Below are 15794 nucleotides of genomic sequence, written 5' to 3' on the forward strand. Positions count from 1 at the left end.
GTGGCCGCCCACGGCTCGTCGAGGCTCGCGTCGATCGTCGCGAGCAGCGGCCAGACCAGGCGGTCGGCGTCCCAGACGTCCTCGCGCCCGCGATCGAGGAGCAGGGAGACCAGCGACCGCGGGTTGAGGAAACGCACCCCCGCGCAGACCCCGTCGGCCCCGCGCCCACCGACCCCGAGCCGGTGCGAGAGCCGCTGGGTCAGCCACCGCTCGACGCCCTTGGCCGGCACCACCACGAGCTCCTGGGCGAAGGGGTCCTCCAGGGGGCTCGCGAGCAGGTCGCCGAGCGCGTCGGCGAGCTGGTCGGTGCGCGAGGCGCGGTGGAGGTGCAGGCTCATCGCGGCCGACCTTAGACGGCGGCGCCGACGCCGGCACCGAGGGCGGCACCGACGCCGGCAAGGAGGGCGCTCAGAGGAGGTCGCGCACCCGGGCGGCGAGGGAGTCCTTCACGGCCTGCGTGACCGCGTCCTCGACCCGGCGCTCGAGCTCGGCCTGGTCCTCGAGGTCGGCCAGCAGGGCGCGCAGGTCGAGGTCCGCGATCGCGCGCAGCAGGACGTCGTCGGTCTTGAGGGCGGCGTCGACCACCCGGTCCGGGATCGCCCGGATCGCGGCCTCCAGCAGCCCGTTGAGGCCCGCCTCGTCGAGCGCCTCGTCCAGGAGCTCCGAGGCCGGTGGCAGCGTCCCGTCGTCCTCCATCCGGGCCACGGCGGTCTCCAGGCCCTGCCGCACGGCGTCGACCTGGGCCTCGGTGGGATCCCCGGACCGACCGAGCTCGAGGACCAGGGCCTCGCGACTCACCTGGAGCCGGCAGGCGGCGGCGTCGACGCCGAGCAGGACGAGGCGCTCGGTGAGTCCCTCGATGCCGCTGGACCGGGAGGTGACCGTCCGCTCCACGCAGGGGTCGGTCGGCCGCAGCGGCTCGAAGGACCCACCGCCGTGGGCGAGCTGCACCGCGAGGACGCCACCGACGAGCACCAGGGCGGCGGCGGGCAGGCCCGCGCGGCGTACGACGTCGCTCATGCGACCCGCCTCCGGCGCGGCGCGACGACGGCGAGCAGCGCGGCGAGCGCCAGCGCGGCGCCGATCAGGAAGGAGTCGCGGAAGGCCCGGGTGGCGGCGCGCTCCAGCTGAGCGTCGAGGTCGCGCTCGAGCTCGACAGCGACGGCACGGTCCGCGGAGTCGAGGTCGAGGGTCGTGAAGGCCCGGTGCAGGTCGGGGACCTGTCCCTGCTGGTCGTCCAGCTCGTCGCCGAGCGCACGGGCGAGGGCGATCCTGTCCTCCGCCGCCAGCGGCGCGTCGATCACCAGGGCGGTGATGGCCTCCTGGGCCGGCACCTCGGCGGCGCGGAGGTCGGCGGTGAAGACCGGGGTCAGGATCACCAGGCCCACCACCACCCCGAGGTGACGCGACCCGATGGTCCACCCCGCGTGGTGGGCCCGGGGCAGGCGCAGCTCCAGGGCCTGGGCGGTGAGCCGGTCGACGGTCAGCCCGAGCCCCAGTCCCACGAGCGCCTGAGGAGCGACCGTCCAGGCGAGGTGGGCCGACGGGAGGAGCGCGAGACCGGCGAGACCGCCCGCGACGAGGAAGCAGCCCGCCGCGACCTCGGCCGTGGCCGACGGGCGCAGCACCCGGGCGAGCGGGGCGGCCGCCAGCGCCGCGAGCGGCACGACGGACACGGTCACAGCCGCCGCCGCCGGGGAGCGGCCCCAGCCCTCCACCAGGAGCAGGACCAGCAGGAACAGCGCCGCCGTCAACGCGGCGGACAGCAGGGCGAGGGTCACGTTGGGGCGCACCGCCGGCCGGTGACGGTCGGGCGCCAGCTCGACCTGGGCACGCACCGCGAGCGCCGCCGGGACGGCCAGCGCGGCGAAGGGCACCTGCACCACGAAGATGGCCTGCCACGAGATCGCCTCGGTGAGCAGGCCCCCCGCGACCGGCCCGGCCGCCGTGCCGACCACCCCGGCCGTCACCCAGGTCGCGACGCCGCGGCGCTCGCCCTGCCCGGCGACCATCAGCTCCAGGCACCCCACCAGGGCCAGGGCTCCCCCGACGGCCTGGAGGCAGCGCGCCGCGATCAGGACCTCGATCGAGTCCGCGACCGCGCACCACGCGGAGGCGCCGGCGAAGACCGCGATCCCGATCGCGGCCAGGACCCTCGGCTGGGTCCGGGCCGACCACACGGCCGTCGGGACCGCCGCGAGCCCGAGCACCAGGTTGAAGGAGATGAGCACCCAGGCGACCTGTGTGACCGACGCGTCGAGGTGCTGGAGGATGTCGGGGAGCGCCAGGGTGACCACCGCTGAGTCGGCGAGCACCAGCGCCACGGTGATGGCGAGCAGAGGACCGACGACACGACGCACGCGGTCATCCTGCCCGAGCGGCTACCCGCTCAGTCGTCGCCCCAGTGCGCGTCGGCGTCGGCCTTCTCGCGCTCCTCCTCGAGCTCCGCGACGGCGTCGGGGTGGCCGTGGAAGCGGCGATAGCTGTAGACGACCAGCGCGAGGGCGATGAACCCCGACGCGATCTGGGTGACCGCCGTCGCGACGCCACCGGGCAGCCACCAGCCGTCACTGAGGGGCCAGCAGCCGGGCACCGGCGGGCCCCAGATCCACACGGCACCGGCGACGAAGAGCAGCAGCGCGCCGGTCACCGACGCCACGACCCGTGGGATCGTCTCGACGCTCTCGGCGGCACCCTTGAGCGCGCGGAACTTGATGGGCGCGAGGCGACGCTCGGCCCACTCGTACTGCTGCGACAAGATGGCGAGGCCACCGAAGACCATGAGCAGGCCGGGCCCGGGCAGGATCAGGGCCGCGATGCCGGCCACGACCAGCACCCAGCCGACCCCTTCGAGCGCGACCCTCTTCGCGGCACTCTTCATGCCATGACTCTGGCAGACGGGGGCAAGCCCGCCCGCCGGTCAGGAGCCACCGGTCCCGCCGTACGCCGCCACGTAGGCACGTCCCTCGTCGCCGAGGCGACCGTGCGCCTCGGCGACCTTGGCCCAGCGCAGCGTCATCCGCATGAACCTCAGCGGGTTGTAGACATCCTCCTCGCGGCTGAAGAGGCCGTCACCGGCGTAGGTCATGATCGTGAGGTTGGACGCCTCGTGCAGCGAGCCGTCGCCGGGGTCCGGCATCAGGTTGCGCACCTCGCAGACCAGTCGCGCGGTGGCCTCGTCGACAACCTGCCAGGCCAGGGGGAACGACGTCATCGCCCCGCCGGGGAAGGACGTCATCGTGGCCACCGACCACTCCCGGATCGCGTCGCGACCGCGGAAGGTGCCGAAGGCGTGCTCGACGTACTCGGCGTCCTCGGTGAAGTTGAGGGCGAAGTCGTCCCAGTCGCCGGTGCGGGCGTGCTCCTGGACCCGCGCGTGCATCGCGGCGTAGGCCTCGGTGATCTCCCCAGCACTGAACAAGCCGTCTGTCACGAGGCCTAAGGTCCCACCCTGGGTGACCGATGTCACGAGAAACACCCCGCCGGGCAACTGTGCGGGGTTACGTTTCGTGCGCTCGGAACTCTCCATCCGAGCACCGAGGGAGGGAAACCCGGACATGACCAAGATGTGGAAGCTGGCGCTCGCGACGTTCGTCGCCATCGCGCTGGTGGCCGGATTCACCGGCACGAGTGCCACCGCAGCGCCCGTGCGCGCCGCGGCCGGACAGAGCACCGAGCGGGCCAACGAGTGCGGCCAGCAGCAGGCCCGCGTGGCCCAGACCCAGCGCAACGCCAAGATCAAGAGGGCCCAGCTCGCGAAGGCCACCAAGGTCGTCAAGCAGGCCAACAAGCGCCTCCAGAAGGCCAAGAAGTCCGGCCAGAAGGCGCTGATCAAGGACGCCAAGAAGGGCGTCAAGCGCGCCAAGGCCAACAAGGCCCTCAAGTCCAAGAACCTCAAGAAGGCCCGCAACCTGGTCGCCGTGGCTGCCCAGCAGCTGCGTGCCTGCCAGCAGGCCGGTGGCGGCGGCGGCACGGCCGGACCGCTCCAGCCCGTCTGCGACGCCGGTCTGCCCCAGGAGGTCTGCGACGCGCTCGACGGCCTGGCGCTGCCCGGTGGCGTCGTCGGCGCCTCCAGCCCGATCCAGTCCCTCTGCGACGCCGGTCTGCCCCAGGCGATCTGCGATGCGGCCACCAACCTGCCGCTGCCGGGTGCCGATAGCCCGATCCAGGCTCTCTGCGACGCCGGTCTGCCCCAGGGCATCTGCGACCTCGCCGCGGGCAACGTCGGCCTCGACACCCTGCCGATCCCCGGCGGCCTGCCGGGCATCCCGGGCTTCCCGGGCGTCGAGTCCGTGCCCGGTCTCGACACGATCCTGCTCCTGCTGTCCCCGCTGACCAGCCAGGTCCCGCTCGGGACGCTCTGCGCCACCGTCGACATCCCGGTCGTCTGCGACCTCGTCGGCTGAGCAGGCCCTAGCTCCACCGCAACGCACACCGCGCCGTCACCCTGCTGGGTGGCGGCGCGGTGTCGTTCCTGCGGTGTCGTCGGACTTCTCAGCTGAGGTGGTGGACCTCCTGGCGGCCGTAGACCGGGGTGTCGATCCCGACGCTGCGGGCCTTGAGCTGGAGCGCGAGGTAGAGCGAGTAGTGGCGCGACTGGTGCAGGTTGCCGCCGTGGAACCACAGCGCCTCCTGCTGGGTGGGCTTCCACATGTTGCGCTGCTCGCCCTCCCACGGGCCGGGGTCCTTGGTGGTGTCGGACCCGAGGCCCCACACCTTGCCCACCCGGTCGGCGACCTCCTGGCTGATCAGGTCGGCGGCCCAGCCGTTCATCGAGCCGTAGCCGGTGGCGTAGACCACGAGGTCGGCCGGCAGCTCGGTGCCGTCGGCGAGCACCACCGCGTCCTCGGTCAGGTGGTCGACCTGGCCGTGCGCGAGCTTGACCTCGCCGTCGGCCACCAGCTCGGCGGCACCGACGTCGATGTAGTAGCCCGAGCCCCGCCGGAGGTACTTCATGAACAGGCCCGACCCGTCGTCGCCCCAGTCGTGCTGGAAGCCGGAGGCCTCGAGCCGCTCGTAGAAGTCCTTGTCCCGCTCGGCCATCGCCTCGTAGGCGGGGATCTGGAAGGTGTGCAGGATCCGGTAGGGCAGCGAGGCGAAGATCAGGTCGGCCTTCTCCGTCGTGACCCCGGCCGCCAGCGCCCGCTCGGAGTAGAGGTCACCGAGCCCGAGGTCCATCAGGCTGTCGCTCTTGACGATGTGGGTCGAGCTGCGCTGGACCATCGTGACGTCGGCGTCGTTCTCCCACAGCGCGCCACAGATGTCGAAGGCGGAGTTGTTGCTGCCGACGACCACGCACCTCTTGCCGGCGTAGGCGTCCGGGCCCGGGTGGGCCGAGGAGTGGTGCTGGTCGCCACGGAAGACGTCCTGGCCCGGCAGCACGGGGGTCAACGGCTTGCCCGACATGCCGGTGGCGAGCACGAGCTGCTTCGGCCGCAGCGTCAGCGCCTGGCCCTCGCGCTCGACCTCGACGGTCCACTCCTGCGTCTCCTCGGACCACGACGCCGAGGTGGCGACCGTGCTCGACCAGTAGGGCACCTCCATCACCCGGGTGTAGAACTCCAGCCAGTCGCCCACCTTGTCCTTGGGCGCGAAGACCGGCCAGTTGTCCGGGAACTTCAGGTAGGGCAGGTGGTCGTACCAGACCGGGTCGTGCAGGCACAGCGACTTGTAGCGGCTGCGCCACTGGTCCCCGGGCCGGGCGTGCTTGTCGATCACCAGGCTCGGCACGCCGAGCTGGCGCAGCCGGGCACCGAGGGCGATGCCGCCCTGGCCGCCGCCGATGACCAGCACCTCCGGCTGGGTCGTCGAGCCGAGCGACGCGGCCTCCTCCTGCTGCTTCTCCAGCCACGTGGTGCGGTGCTTGTCGGCGCCGTGCTGGGCGCCCATCGGACGATGGGTGCCCCGCGGCTCCTCGTGCCCCGTGAGCTCGAACAGGGTCGTGAGGAAGGTCCACGCCTTCGTCTCCCCCTCCTCCTCGACCAGGCGCACGAGGCCGCGACCACGCCCGACACCGGTCTCGAAGGTGAACCACGCCGTGATCACCCCGTCGGCCTCGTCCGGCGGCTCCTCGGTGGCGAAGCCGGACGGGTCGACCCGCTCGAGGGTCTCCCCGAGCAGGTCGGCCACGCCGGCCGGGCCCTCGACGGTCGTGATGTTCCAGGTGAAGGACACCAGGTCGCGCCACCAGCTCTCGGTGGCGAAGTGGCCGGCCGCACGTCGTACGTCGCAGGCGCGCAGCGCCTCCTCGAAGGACGCGAGCCAGGCGTCGGTGCGCGCCTGCGGGGAGGCCGTGGTCGGTGGGTCGAGGGTCTGGGTCATGTGACCCAGGACACACCCCCGACCCACCGCTGCGGAAGCGTTGCAGCGTGTTGCAGCGCCGCTCGCTCAGGCGTCGACGCGCTCCCGCTGAGCCTCGGTGCGCTTGGCCGCGACCAGCGAGGTCGTGACGGTGATCGCGAGGATGCCGACGATCACGCCCAACGAGAGGAGCGTCGGGATCTCGGGGACCCACGACCAGGTCATGTGACCCCAGTGCAGGGCCAGCTTGACGCCGATGAAGCCGAGGATCGCGGCGAGGCCGTAGCTGAGGTGCACCAGCTTGGCCAGCGCCCCCGCGAGCACGAAGTAGAGCGCCCGCAGGCCGAGCAGGGCGAAGGCGTTGGTCGCGAAGACCAGGTAGGGGTCGCCGGTGATGCCGTAGACGGCCGGCACCGAGTCGATCGCGAAGACGAGGTCGGTGGCGAAGACGGCGGCGACGACGAGCGCCAGCGGGGTGAGGGCGCGCTTGCCGTTCTGGATGACGGTCATGCGGGTGCCGTCGTACTCCTCGGTGACGGGCATCAGCTTGCGCGCGAGCTTGACGACGCGCATCTCGGAGATGTCGACGTCGTGCTCCTGACCGCGGATCGCGTCACGCAGGAGCTTCACACCGGTCGCCAGCAGGATCAGGCCGAAGACCAGGAAGACCCAGTCGAACGCGCTCAGCGCCGCGGCGCCGAGGGCGATGAAGATGCCGCGAAGCACGAGTGCGCCGACGATGCCGTAGAGCAGCACCCGCTGCTGGAGCGCCGCCGGGACGGCGAAGGCCGCCAGGAGCAGCATGAAGACGAAGAGGTTGTCGACGCTGAGCGTCTTCTCGACCAGGTAACCGGTGTAGTACTCGACGCCGCGCTCGCTGCCGTACTGCGACCAGATGTAGCCACCGAAGGCGAGGGGCAGCGCGACGTAGAAGGCCGACCAGGCGACCGCCTCACGCATCGAGACCTCGTGGGGCTTGCGCGTGGCGATGAAGTCCAGGACGAGCAGCGCGATGACCGCGCCGATGGTGACCGCCCACAAGGTGGGCGTGCCGATGGTCTCCAGCATGGAAAATCTCCTCAGACAATAGATGGATCGTCTGAGGTCTCTCCCACCGTCCGACTGCGACGGCGACCACCCGGGACGCCCGCCGGGGCGTCGTACTGACCGAGTGGTGCTGAGCGGGGTACTCCCCTCGGGCTTGACTATAGGACATGTCACCAACAGCGCGCCAACCTGCGCCGTGGGACAGTGAGGGCGCTCACAGGAGGGACCGTTGACCGCTGACCTGTCGCGACGCGCGCGCGAGCTCCAGCGCGTCCACGACGCCGTGCTGGGCGGCAGTCGGCCGCTCTCACGCCCCCGCCCACTGGTGGCCCGCTCCTGGTCCCGGGCGATGGAGCTGGGCCTGGACCCCGACGGGGACAACGCACGTGACCCGTTGCCCCACGCCGAGCTGGTGCGCCGCCGCCGCGCCTCGCCGCTCGCCCCGGTCGTCGACGAGCTGAGGCGGGTGCTGACCAGCGTCGCCGACGCGTCGCAGTTCCTCATGGTGGTGTGCGACGCGGACGGGGTGATCCTGTGGCGCGAGGGCGCCGCCCGGGTCCGGGTGCGCGCCGACGACCTCGGATTCTCCGAGGGAGCGACGTGGACCGAGCGGGTCGTCGGGACCAACGCGATCGGCACCGCGCTCGCCGAGGCGGCTCCGGTCCAGCTGTTCTCCGCCGAGCACTACGAGCAGAAGCAGCACCCCTGGTACTGCACGGCAGCCCCGCTCCACGACCCCCGCACCGGAGAGCTGCTCGGGGTCGTCGACGTCAGCGGACCCGCCCTCACGCTGCACCCGGCGATCGGCGCGCTCGTCGAGAGCGCCGTGCGCCTGGCCGAGTCGCAGCTGTGGCGCCATCACGAGGTGCGCCTGGAGCGGTTGCGCCGCTCCTCGGAGCACCTGTCCGGGCCCTTCCTCGTCGTGGACGAGCACGGCTGGGTGGCCCACCACAGCGGGATCGCCCGGCGCGACCGGATCGAGGTGCCGGTCGCGCACCGCGCCCTGGCCATCCCCGGGCTGGGCCTGTGCCTCCCCGAGCGGATCGGGGACGGCTGGCTCGTGCGACCCACCGAGCTCGACCACACGATCACCGCCCGGCTCGACCTCACCGGCTCCCCGGGCAACCCGGTGCTCGAGGTGCGCTCGGACCACGAGCCGTGGCGCACGGCACTCACCCCCCGCCACGCCGACCTGTTGTCCCGCCTCGGCGACGCCGGTCGCGTCGGCCTGACCGCCGAGCAGCTCAGCGTCGCGGTCTTCGGCGACGCCGCGCACGTGGTGACCGTGCGCGCCGAGATCTCGCGGCTGCGCCGGGTGGTCGGCGCGCTGGTGTCGACCCATCCCTACCGCCTGGCCGACGGGGTGCGGCTCATGGTCCTGCGCCCGCCGGTCGCGTGATGTCGACGGGCGCTGGCTGACGCTCGCCGCTCGGTCGACGATGGGATGTTGGACGAGCGAGTCTCTTCGGTGCATAATCTCTAGTAATTCACTACATCATTTTCCTTCACTCGACTTAGTCGGGCCCGGTGCAGGGTCCGAACAGCCGAAAGGTGCACCACATGCGCAAGCTCCTCGTCCTCGGCGTCGTCGGCTTCCTGGCCCAGCTCATCGACGGGTCGCTGGGCATGGCCTACGGCGTCACGTCGTCGACACTGCTGCTGGCCGCCGGGCTCGCCCCCGCCGCCGCCTCCGCCGCGGTGCACTTCTCCGAGATCGGCACCTCGCTGGTCTCCGGCTTCTCCCACCACAAGCTCGGCAACGTCGACTGGCGCACCGTGTCGATCCTCGCGATCCCCGGCTTCGTCGGCGCCTTCGCCGGCGCGACGTTCCTCGCCAGCCTCGACGGCGACGCCGCCAAGCCGTGGGTGGCCGGCATCCTGCTGACGCTCGGTGTCTACGTGATCTGGCGCTTCCTGGTCCTGGGCGGTCGTCGCCCCACCTTCAAGAGCCGGCCGTCGGCGCGCATGCTGGCCCCGATGGGCCTCGTCGGCGGCGCGCTCGACGCCATCGGTGGCGGTGGCTGGGGTCCCGTGGGCACGACCACCCTGCTCTCCTCGGGCCGTCTCGAGCCGCGCAAGGTCATCGGCTCGATCGACACCTCCGAGTTCGTCGTCGCTGTGGGTGGCTCGCTCGGCTTCCTCTTCGCGCTCAGCTCGTCGGAGATCCCCTGGGGCTACGCGCTCGCGCTCCTCTGCGGTGGGGTCGTGGCCGCGCCGATCGCCGCCTGGCTGGTCAAGAAGCTCGCTGCACGGGTGCTCGGCGTCGCGGCCGGCGGCCTGATCGTCGTCACCAACTCCAAGACCATCGCCGAGACCCTCGGCGCCACGGGCTGGACCGTCGGCGGTGTCGTCGGCGCGCTGGCCGTGCTGTGGATCACCGGCATCGTGTGGGCCGTGCGTCAGGAGCGCCGCTCCCGCGAGGTCACCGAGCTCGAGGCGTCGTACGCCGAGGCCTGAGCCCGACCGCCGACGACCGTCGACCGCCGATCAGCAGAAGATCAGCAGCACGCAGCCGCCGTCGCCGCCGTCCACCGGCGTCGCCGCCGGGGTGATGTCGCGGACGCTGGGCGCGAAGAACCGGCCCAGGGTGCCGGAGCGGGTGGCGCTGATGTGGAAGTCGTCGTAGAAGGTGAAGATCCCGTCGATCTTGCCGCGGCAGGTCTTCTTCGAGCACAGCGCGTCGTTGACCTCGATGTAGCGCGGGGAGCCGGCGAGCGGCTTCATCACGTTGCGGAGGTACTTCTTGTTGGCCGCGGCCTTCGGCACGGCGCGGCTGCGCGGGAGGGAGCAGACGAAGGGGTTGCGACCCTGCTGGCAGGTGGCCTTCTCCGGCACGGTCAGCGTCTGACCCACGACGTCGACGTCGACGCGGGCCTCGCCCAGGGTGCGGAAGAGGCGGGGGGTGTCGGTCTTGACGTCGTTGGCGATGCGCGCGCGATAGCTGTCGTCGGGCTTGGAGCCCTTGCGGATCTCCTCGAGGTAGTAGTGCCAGGCACCGCCGAGGATCACCTTGACCGGCGCGACCTGCTGCTGCTCCTGCACGAAGCGCAGCGCCATGTCGTTGTTGAGGTCGCAGTCGGAGGCCTTGGCGCGCTTGGCGCGGGTGTCGATGTTGGCGTCCAGCGGCGCGCAGCCGCCGAGGACGTAGGCGACGAAGTTGATGTCACGGTCGCCGAGCGCCGCCCGGATCGCGGGGATCATCTCCCAGGCGTGGGAGTCACCCCAGAGCACCAGCGTCGGCCGGGAGCCGTCGTAGTCGTTCATCTCGCACCGCGTGGGGGTCTGCGGGATGAGGTCCTTGCGGGCCACGCACTTGCTGGGCATCGAGGGGTAGTCGGTGCGGGGGTTCTTGGCCCTCTCGGGGGAGGCGCTGGCACTGGAGGGCCCGGTCACCGTGAGCCCGACGAGGGCGACAGCGAGGACGAGCAGTGCACGGATCAGGCGGGTCATGCCTCATCAACGAGCATCTAGCCGATCCGTTCCGCATAGGTCGTCGCCGCGGTGTGGACCGAGTCCACGTAGACCTGCGCGTGGTTGTAGGAGTAGATGCTGCTCGCCCAACCGGAGCCGGTGGTGAGGTCCTGGTCGCCGGTGCACAGGTAGCGGGCCGCCGCCCAGGCGGCGTCGTCGATGTCGTTGGGGTCGGCCGCACCGTCACCGTCCCCGTCGGAGGACCACATCTCCCAGGTGCTGGGGATGAACTGCATCGGCCCCACGGCGTGGTCCCACTGCGGGTCGCCGTGCCAGGCCGTCGACTCCGGTGTCGCGCGGATCGCTGCGACGGGTCCGACCCCGTCGAGCGCGGGGCCCAGGACCCGGGCCGAGGAGGTGCCGTCCTCGCGCAGGGTCCGACCACCGATCGTGCCGTGCTGCGACTCGATCCACCCGATGCCGGCCAGCGTGGTCCAGCCCAGGCCGCACGACTCGGGCGCCCGCAGGGTGGCACGGGCATAGGCCAGCAGTGCCGGACCCGGGATGCCCGTGCGTGCCGCGGTGTCGCCGACCCACGCGGGATCCACGACCGAGGCGCTGCTGGCGGGTGCCGCAGCGGCCGTCGCCGGCGGTGGCGCGGTCGGCGGAGCCGCGGTCGGGGTCAGGTCGAGGACCTGGTCGCGCGGGTAGAGCATCTGCTGGAGCACGAAGACCGCCCCCGACACCGCCACCAGGGCGACCAGGAACAACGCGGCACTGCGGAAGGGACGGTGCATCAGGAGGCGATCACAACACGCTGTCGACGGTGGGCTTGAAATAGCCCTTGAGGGACCGGGCCATGGTCGCGCTCAGGTGGTCGTCGTCGAAGTAGGCGATGGTGTCGTCGATCTCGGCGCGGCAGTAGACGTCGTCGCAGATCGTCTTGTTGACGTCGATCAGGCGGGGCTTCCCCGCCAGGCGCCCCATCTGCCCGGCGAGCCAGACGCGCGTCGACGCCTCGCTGCGGCTGATCTCGGCGGCGATCGAGTCGCAGGAGTAGGGCCGGGGACCCGAGAGGCACAGCGGCGCGCTGCGGGGCAGCTCCGCGGTCGGGGCGATGACGTCGACGGGCACCCCGAGACGCCCGAGCGTCTGGAAGACCTTCGGGGTGCCCTTCTCGAAGTAGGGCTGGATGGTGTCGAGGTAGCGCGGCTGGCCCAGCTCGGTGGCCCGCCGCGTCATCAGCGAGGCCGACTCCACGCCGCGGTAGATCTCCCAGCTGGCGCCGAGGACCACGCGCACCGTGCGGCCGCGCTCGACCAGGTCGCCGACGTAGTCGAGGGCCAGCTCGTTGTTGACCACGCAGTCGAGCGGCCGCTTGCGGTCGGTGGCCGACCTGTCCGGGTCCATCGGCGGGCACGAGCCCATGACGAAGGCCACCAGGTTGACGTCGCGGTTGGCGATCGCGGCCCGTGCGGCCGGGATCATCATCCAGGCGTGGGAATCGCCCCAGAGCACGATCGTGGGGAGGTCCGCGTCGAAGGCCGTGAGGTTGCAGGCCCCGGGCCGCTGCGGGATGAGGTCCTCGCGCTTGACGCACACCGGCGGCATCAGTGGGTAGTCGTCGAGCTGGGCCTGCACCTGGGTCCACTTGTCCGAGGTGGACTGGTCGCGTGCCACGGCGAGCGCCCCGCCGCCCAGGGCCGCGACCGTCGCCATGGCCGTGACCCCGACGAGGATGGCGTTGCGCGGCTTGAAGCTGACCGACGGCGCCGCGCCGCCACCGCGGGCGTAGAACACGCCCTCGATGTAGCGGTAGCTGAGCAGGGCGATGCCCAGCGCCAGCAGCACCAGCCCGATGCGGATGGCCAGCGGCGGTGGGGCCAGGTTGACCGACTCGCCGATGACCAGCAGCGGCCAGTGCCAGAGGTACCAGCCGTAGGAGACCAGGCCGAGGCCCACGAACAGGGGGAACTTCAGCACCTTCGTCGCCAGGGTGTCCGAGCCGCAGCCGGCCCAGACCAGGGCGATCGCCGCGGCGCAGGGCACGAGCGCCGTGGTGTTGGGGTAGCCGACGGTGGAGAGCGGGAAGATCACGGCGTAGACGACGATCGCGAGCCCGACGATGCCGAGGATCTCGCGGATCCAGCGCGGCAGGGTCACCTTGGCCACGACTAGCGAGAGCGCGACCCCGAGCAGGAACTCGTAGGCCCGCGACATCGGGAGGTAGTAGGCGGCCTCAGGGCTGCTCTCCGCCCACGCGACGGCGAGGTAGACCGAGCCGGCGGTGAGGCCGAGGCAGGCGACCAGCAGGATCCGGCGTACGTCGAAGCGCAGCAGGCGGGAGATCGCCACCGCCAGGATCAGCAGGATCGGCAGGATCAGGTAGAACTGCTCCTCCACCGAGAGCGACCAGGTGTGCAGCAGCACCCCGGTGCCGGGCTGGTGGGCGAAGTACTCCACCTCGCCGGAGATCTGCCAGAAGAAGATGTTGGAGACGAAGCCGGCCGCGGCGGCCACCGACCGGGCGGTCTCCTGCTGCGCACCGACCGGGGTGAGCAGGAAGTAGCTCAGGATCAGCACACCGACGAGCATCGTGATCTTGGCGGGGATCAGCCGCCGCGCGCGACGGGCGTAGAAAGCGCCCCACTTGATGGTGCCGCTGCGGTCGTACTCGTTGAGCAGCAGGTTGGTGATGACGAAGCCCGACAGCACGAAGAACAGGTCGAGCCCGATGAACGTCCCCTCGAAGCCGGGCACGTTGGCGTGGTAGCCCATGACGCCGATCGCCGCGGCGCCGCGGATCCCGTCGATGTCGGGGCGGTAGTTGAGCCGGGTGCGCTTGGGGGCGTCGACGGCTTCAGCCGTCGCCTGACTCACCTGTTGCTCCCCATGGCGCTCACCCGGAAAGTATGCGATGTCGCGCCTAGCCGCGGGCGCGAAAGCCGGGATGCGGTCACATGGCGAGGGCGCCGGCCTTAAGGTCCGAGCATGCCGCAGCGCGACGATCTCCCGGGGCGGCGGCGCAACCCCTTCGGCTCGCGCCTGCTCGGCGCGGTGGACCAGTCCGCCCGCGCGCTGCGGATCCGGGTCCAGGTCCTGCTCACGCTGCTGCTCGTCACGACCAACCTGATCGGCGCCGGGCTGGTCTTCCTCATCTCCTCCTTCATGGTGCCCGCGCCCCGGCCGAGCGCCGCCACGGTCGTGGCCCTGGCCATCGCTGTGCCGGTCTACGTCGCGGTCGCCGTGGTCGTCGGCGCCTCGGTCGGTACGGCGACCACGCTGCGGGCCCTGCGCTGGGCGACCGCGGGCCGCTCGCCCGACGACGGGGACCGTCGTACGGCCCTGCGGGTGCCGCTGCGACTCACCCAGATGCAGGCGCTGCTGTGGCTGGGGGCGACGGTGCTGTTCACCCTGCTCGCCGTGCTCATCCAGCCGGGCCGCGCGACGGCGACCGGCCTGACCGTCGGCATCGCCGGACTGATCGTGTCGGGGGTGGCCTACCTGCTCTCGGAGTTCGCCCTGCGCCCGATCTCGGCGCGCGCACTGGCCGACGAACGGGTCAGCAGCCGCCCCCGCGGGGCCGGCGTGGGCGCCCGGATGGTGATCTTCTGGGTGCTGGGCACCGCGACCCCGGTGACGGGGCTGGCGATCGCGGCCGTCCTCGCGCTCGTCGACGACCAGACCTCCCTGGAGCGCCTGGCGGTCATCACGCTGGTGCTGTGCGCGGTGGTGCTGAGCTTCGGCCTGCTGATCACCATCCTCAACGCCCGATCGGTCGTCGCGCCGATCGTGTCCGTGCGCGACGCGCTCCTCGACGTCGAGCAGGGCCGCTTCGACCGCGAGGTCGTGGTCTACGACGGCACCGAGCTCGGGATGCTCCAGAGTGGCTTCAACCAGATGGTCCAGGGCCTGCGGGAGCGCGAGCACATCCGCGACGTCTTCGGTCGTCACGTCGGTCGGGAGGTGGCGGAGGCCGCTTCCTCGGGCCTGGTCGAGCTCGGTGGCGAGACGCGCGTGGTCTCGGTGGTCTTCGTCGACCTCGTGGGCTCGACGACCTATGCCAGCGAGCACTCGCCCGCCGAGGTGGTCGCGGTGCTCAACCGCTTCTTCGGCGTGGTCGTCGACGAGGTCGACCGGCACCACGGGCTGGTCAACAAGTTCATCGGCGACGCCGTGCTCGCCATCTTCGGCGCTCCCGTCGAGCTGCCCGATCACGCCGGTGCCGCGCTCGCCGCAGCACGGGCCATGGCCGAGCGGCTCGCGGTCGAGGTGCCGGAGATCGGCGCCGGCGTCGGCGTCGCGACCGGCGAGGTCGTGGCCGGCAACGTCGGGCACCACGAGCGCTTCGAGTACACGGTCATCGGCGACGCGGTGAACTCCGCGTCCCGGCTCACCGACCTGGCCAAGGACGTCGAGGGGCGGCTGCTGGTCTCCTGGGAGAGCGTCGAGTCCGCCGGCGAGGACGAGGCACGGCGGTGGCGGCGCGAGGGGAGCACGGTCCTGCGCGGCCGCGCGGGACCGACGGACCTCGCCGTGCCTGTCTGACGGCTCCTCACCGATTCGGCCTCCGCGCAGGAGCCCCTGGTGACATGCTGGGCTGCGAGGAGAGCCGCCGAGGGGTGGCTCGGGGCTAGGGGGAACCGATGGCGTCCGTGCTGGTCGCTGACGACGACCCCGACATCTGCTTCCTGCTCGAGCTGCACCTGACCAAGTCCGGCCACGACGTCGTCGCGGTCTCCAACGGCGCTCAGGCCCTCGCCAAGCACGCGGAGCGGGACTTCGACGTCGCCGTCCTCGACGTGTCGATGCCCGACAAGTCCGGGCTCGACGTCATCCGCGAGGTGCGCGCCGGCACCCGACGCGCGGACATGCCGATCGTCCTGCTCACCGCGCTGGCCCACCCCAACGACCGTGAGCGCGGCCTGCTGGCCGGGGCCGACGACTACGTCACGAAGCCCTTCAGCCTCAAGGGGCTCGTCGTCCTCGTCGACAAGCTGCTCGCCGAGGCCGCCGGCCGGAGCTAGTCCGGCCCG

The 15794-nt window shown here is 71.8% G+C and carries 15 protein-coding genes; 5 read left to right on the top strand and 10 right to left on the bottom strand.

All coding sequences use genetic code 11. The annotated features are described in order from the left end of the window. The 5 genes from AAG827_RS14820 to AAG827_RS14840 form a co-directional block, all read right to left on the bottom strand. Positions 1-338 (bottom strand): exodeoxyribonuclease V subunit gamma (locus tag AAG827_RS14820; protein ID WP_341926865.1); only part of this gene is annotated, 338 nt, incomplete at its 3' end. Between the two features lie 70 nt (positions 339-408). Continuing rightward, a complete protein-coding gene (locus tag AAG827_RS14825) occupies positions 409-1020 on the bottom strand; it encodes a hypothetical protein (protein ID WP_341926866.1) in 612 nt (203 codons plus the stop codon). After that, complete coding sequence (locus AAG827_RS14830; RefSeq protein ID WP_341926867.1) at positions 1017-2360, bottom strand: MFS transporter; 1344 nt, start codon at positions 2358-2360, stop codon at positions 1017-1019. Before AAG827_RS14830 ends, AAG827_RS14825 begins: the two co-directional genes overlap by 4 nt. 29 nt (positions 2361-2389) lie before the next feature. Continuing rightward, entirely contained in the window at positions 2390-2881 is a 492-nt protein-coding gene (locus AAG827_RS14835; RefSeq protein ID WP_341926868.1) for a PGPGW domain-containing protein, read from the bottom strand. 39 nt (positions 2882-2920) lie between these two features. Next, the gene (locus AAG827_RS14840; protein ID WP_341926869.1) at positions 2921-3433 is read right to left on the bottom strand and encodes a nuclear transport factor 2 family protein; all 513 of its coding nucleotides are present in this window, start codon (positions 3431-3433) and stop codon (positions 2921-2923) included. Positions 3434-3557: 124 nt separating this feature from the next. On the opposite strand from AAG827_RS14840, the gene AAG827_RS14845 reads away from it, so the two are divergent. Further along, positions 3558-4406, top strand: coding sequence for a hypothetical protein (locus AAG827_RS14845; RefSeq protein WP_341926870.1), 849 nt, complete (start codon positions 3558-3560; stop codon positions 4404-4406). A gap of 88 nt (positions 4407-4494) precedes the next feature. On the opposite strand, the gene AAG827_RS14850 is transcribed toward AAG827_RS14845, so the two are convergent. After that, positions 4495-6321, bottom strand: a complete 1827-nt coding sequence (locus AAG827_RS14850; RefSeq protein WP_341926871.1) for an NAD(P)/FAD-dependent oxidoreductase — start codon at positions 6319-6321, stop codon at positions 4495-4497. Positions 6322-6387: 66 nt separating this feature from the next. Further along, positions 6388-7368, bottom strand: a complete 981-nt coding sequence (locus AAG827_RS14855) for a TerC family protein (RefSeq protein WP_341926873.1) — start codon at positions 7366-7368, stop codon at positions 6388-6390. A 208-nt stretch (positions 7369-7576) separates the two neighbouring features. On the opposite strand from AAG827_RS14855, the gene AAG827_RS14860 reads away from it, so the two are divergent. Continuing rightward, the gene (locus AAG827_RS14860; protein ID WP_341926874.1) at positions 7577-8746 is read left to right on the top strand and encodes a GAF domain-containing protein; all 1170 of its coding nucleotides are present in this window, start codon (positions 7577-7579) and stop codon (positions 8744-8746) included. A gap of 161 nt (positions 8747-8907) precedes the next feature. After that, a complete protein-coding gene (locus AAG827_RS14865) occupies positions 8908-9804 on the top strand; it encodes a sulfite exporter TauE/SafE family protein (RefSeq protein ID WP_341926875.1) in 897 nt (298 codons plus the stop codon). Positions 9805-9834: 30 nt separating this feature from the next. Here AAG827_RS14865 and AAG827_RS14870 read toward each other — a convergent pair whose 3' ends face one another. From AAG827_RS14870 to AAG827_RS14880, 3 genes are read right to left on the bottom strand one after another with little or no spacing between them, the layout of a single operon-like run. Beyond that, entirely contained in the window at positions 9835-10797 is a 963-nt protein-coding gene (locus AAG827_RS14870; RefSeq protein WP_341926877.1) for an SGNH hydrolase domain-containing protein, read from the bottom strand. A 17-nt stretch (positions 10798-10814) separates the two neighbouring features. Continuing rightward, on the bottom strand, positions 10815-11555 hold the full coding sequence (locus AAG827_RS14875; RefSeq protein ID WP_341926878.1) for a lytic murein transglycosylase: 741 nt from the start codon (positions 11553-11555) through the stop codon (positions 10815-10817). Positions 11556-11565: 10 nt separating this feature from the next. After that, positions 11566-13638 carry an acyltransferase family protein gene (locus tag AAG827_RS14880; RefSeq protein ID WP_341926879.1) on the bottom strand — a complete coding sequence of 691 codons (2073 nt, stop codon included), beginning with the start codon at positions 13636-13638 and terminating at the stop codon, positions 11566-11568. Between the two features lie 111 nt (positions 13639-13749). Here AAG827_RS14880 and AAG827_RS14885 point away from each other — a divergent pair, with 111 nt between their 5' ends. Together AAG827_RS14885 and AAG827_RS14890 are read left to right on the top strand one after the other, a co-directional pair. Then, complete coding sequence (locus AAG827_RS14885; RefSeq protein WP_341926880.1) at positions 13750-15306, top strand: adenylate/guanylate cyclase domain-containing protein; 1557 nt, start codon at positions 13750-13752, stop codon at positions 15304-15306. Positions 15307-15404: 98 nt separating this feature from the next. After that, positions 15405-15785 carry a response regulator gene (locus tag AAG827_RS14890; protein WP_341926881.1) on the top strand — a complete coding sequence of 127 codons (381 nt, stop codon included), beginning with the start codon at positions 15405-15407 and terminating at the stop codon, positions 15783-15785. Positions 15786-15794: the final 9 nt, after the last annotated feature.

The organism is Nocardioides psychrotolerans, from assembly GCF_943371775.1.
Taxonomy (GTDB): Bacteria; Actinomycetota; Actinomycetes; order Propionibacteriales; family Nocardioidaceae; genus Nocardioides; species Nocardioides psychrotolerans_A.

What these genes read in the sequence shown, in the direction of transcription:
- AAG827_RS14890 (WP_341926881.1), top strand. Translation starts at nt 15,405, where the DNA reads ATGGCGTCCGTGCTGGTCGCTGACGACGACCCCGACATCTGCTTCCTG.
- AAG827_RS14870 (WP_341926877.1), bottom strand. Translation starts at nt 10,797, where the DNA reads ATGACCCGCCTGATCCGTGCACTGCTCGTCCTCGCTGTCGCCCTCGTC.
- AAG827_RS14835 (WP_341926868.1), bottom strand. Translation starts at nt 2,881, where the DNA reads ATGAAGAGTGCCGCGAAGAGGGTCGCGCTCGAAGGGGTCGGCTGGGTG.
- AAG827_RS14875 (WP_341926878.1), bottom strand. Translation starts at nt 11,555, where the DNA reads ATGCACCGTCCCTTCCGCAGTGCCGCGTTGTTCCTGGTCGCCCTGGTG.
- AAG827_RS14845 (WP_341926870.1), top strand. Translation starts at nt 3,558, where the DNA reads ATGACCAAGATGTGGAAGCTGGCGCTCGCGACGTTCGTCGCCATCGCG.
- AAG827_RS14825 (WP_341926866.1), bottom strand. Translation starts at nt 1,020, where the DNA reads ATGAGCGACGTCGTACGCCGCGCGGGCCTGCCCGCCGCCGCCCTGGTG.
- AAG827_RS14865 (WP_341926875.1), top strand. Translation starts at nt 8,908, where the DNA reads ATGCGCAAGCTCCTCGTCCTCGGCGTCGTCGGCTTCCTGGCCCAGCTC.
- AAG827_RS14885 (WP_341926880.1), top strand. Translation starts at nt 13,750, where the DNA reads ATGCCGCAGCGCGACGATCTCCCGGGGCGGCGGCGCAACCCCTTCGGC.
- AAG827_RS14855 (WP_341926873.1), bottom strand. Translation starts at nt 7,368, where the DNA reads ATGCTGGAGACCATCGGCACGCCCACCTTGTGGGCGGTCACCATCGGC.
- AAG827_RS14850 (WP_341926871.1), bottom strand. Translation starts at nt 6,321, where the DNA reads ATGACCCAGACCCTCGACCCACCGACCACGGCCTCCCCGCAGGCGCGC.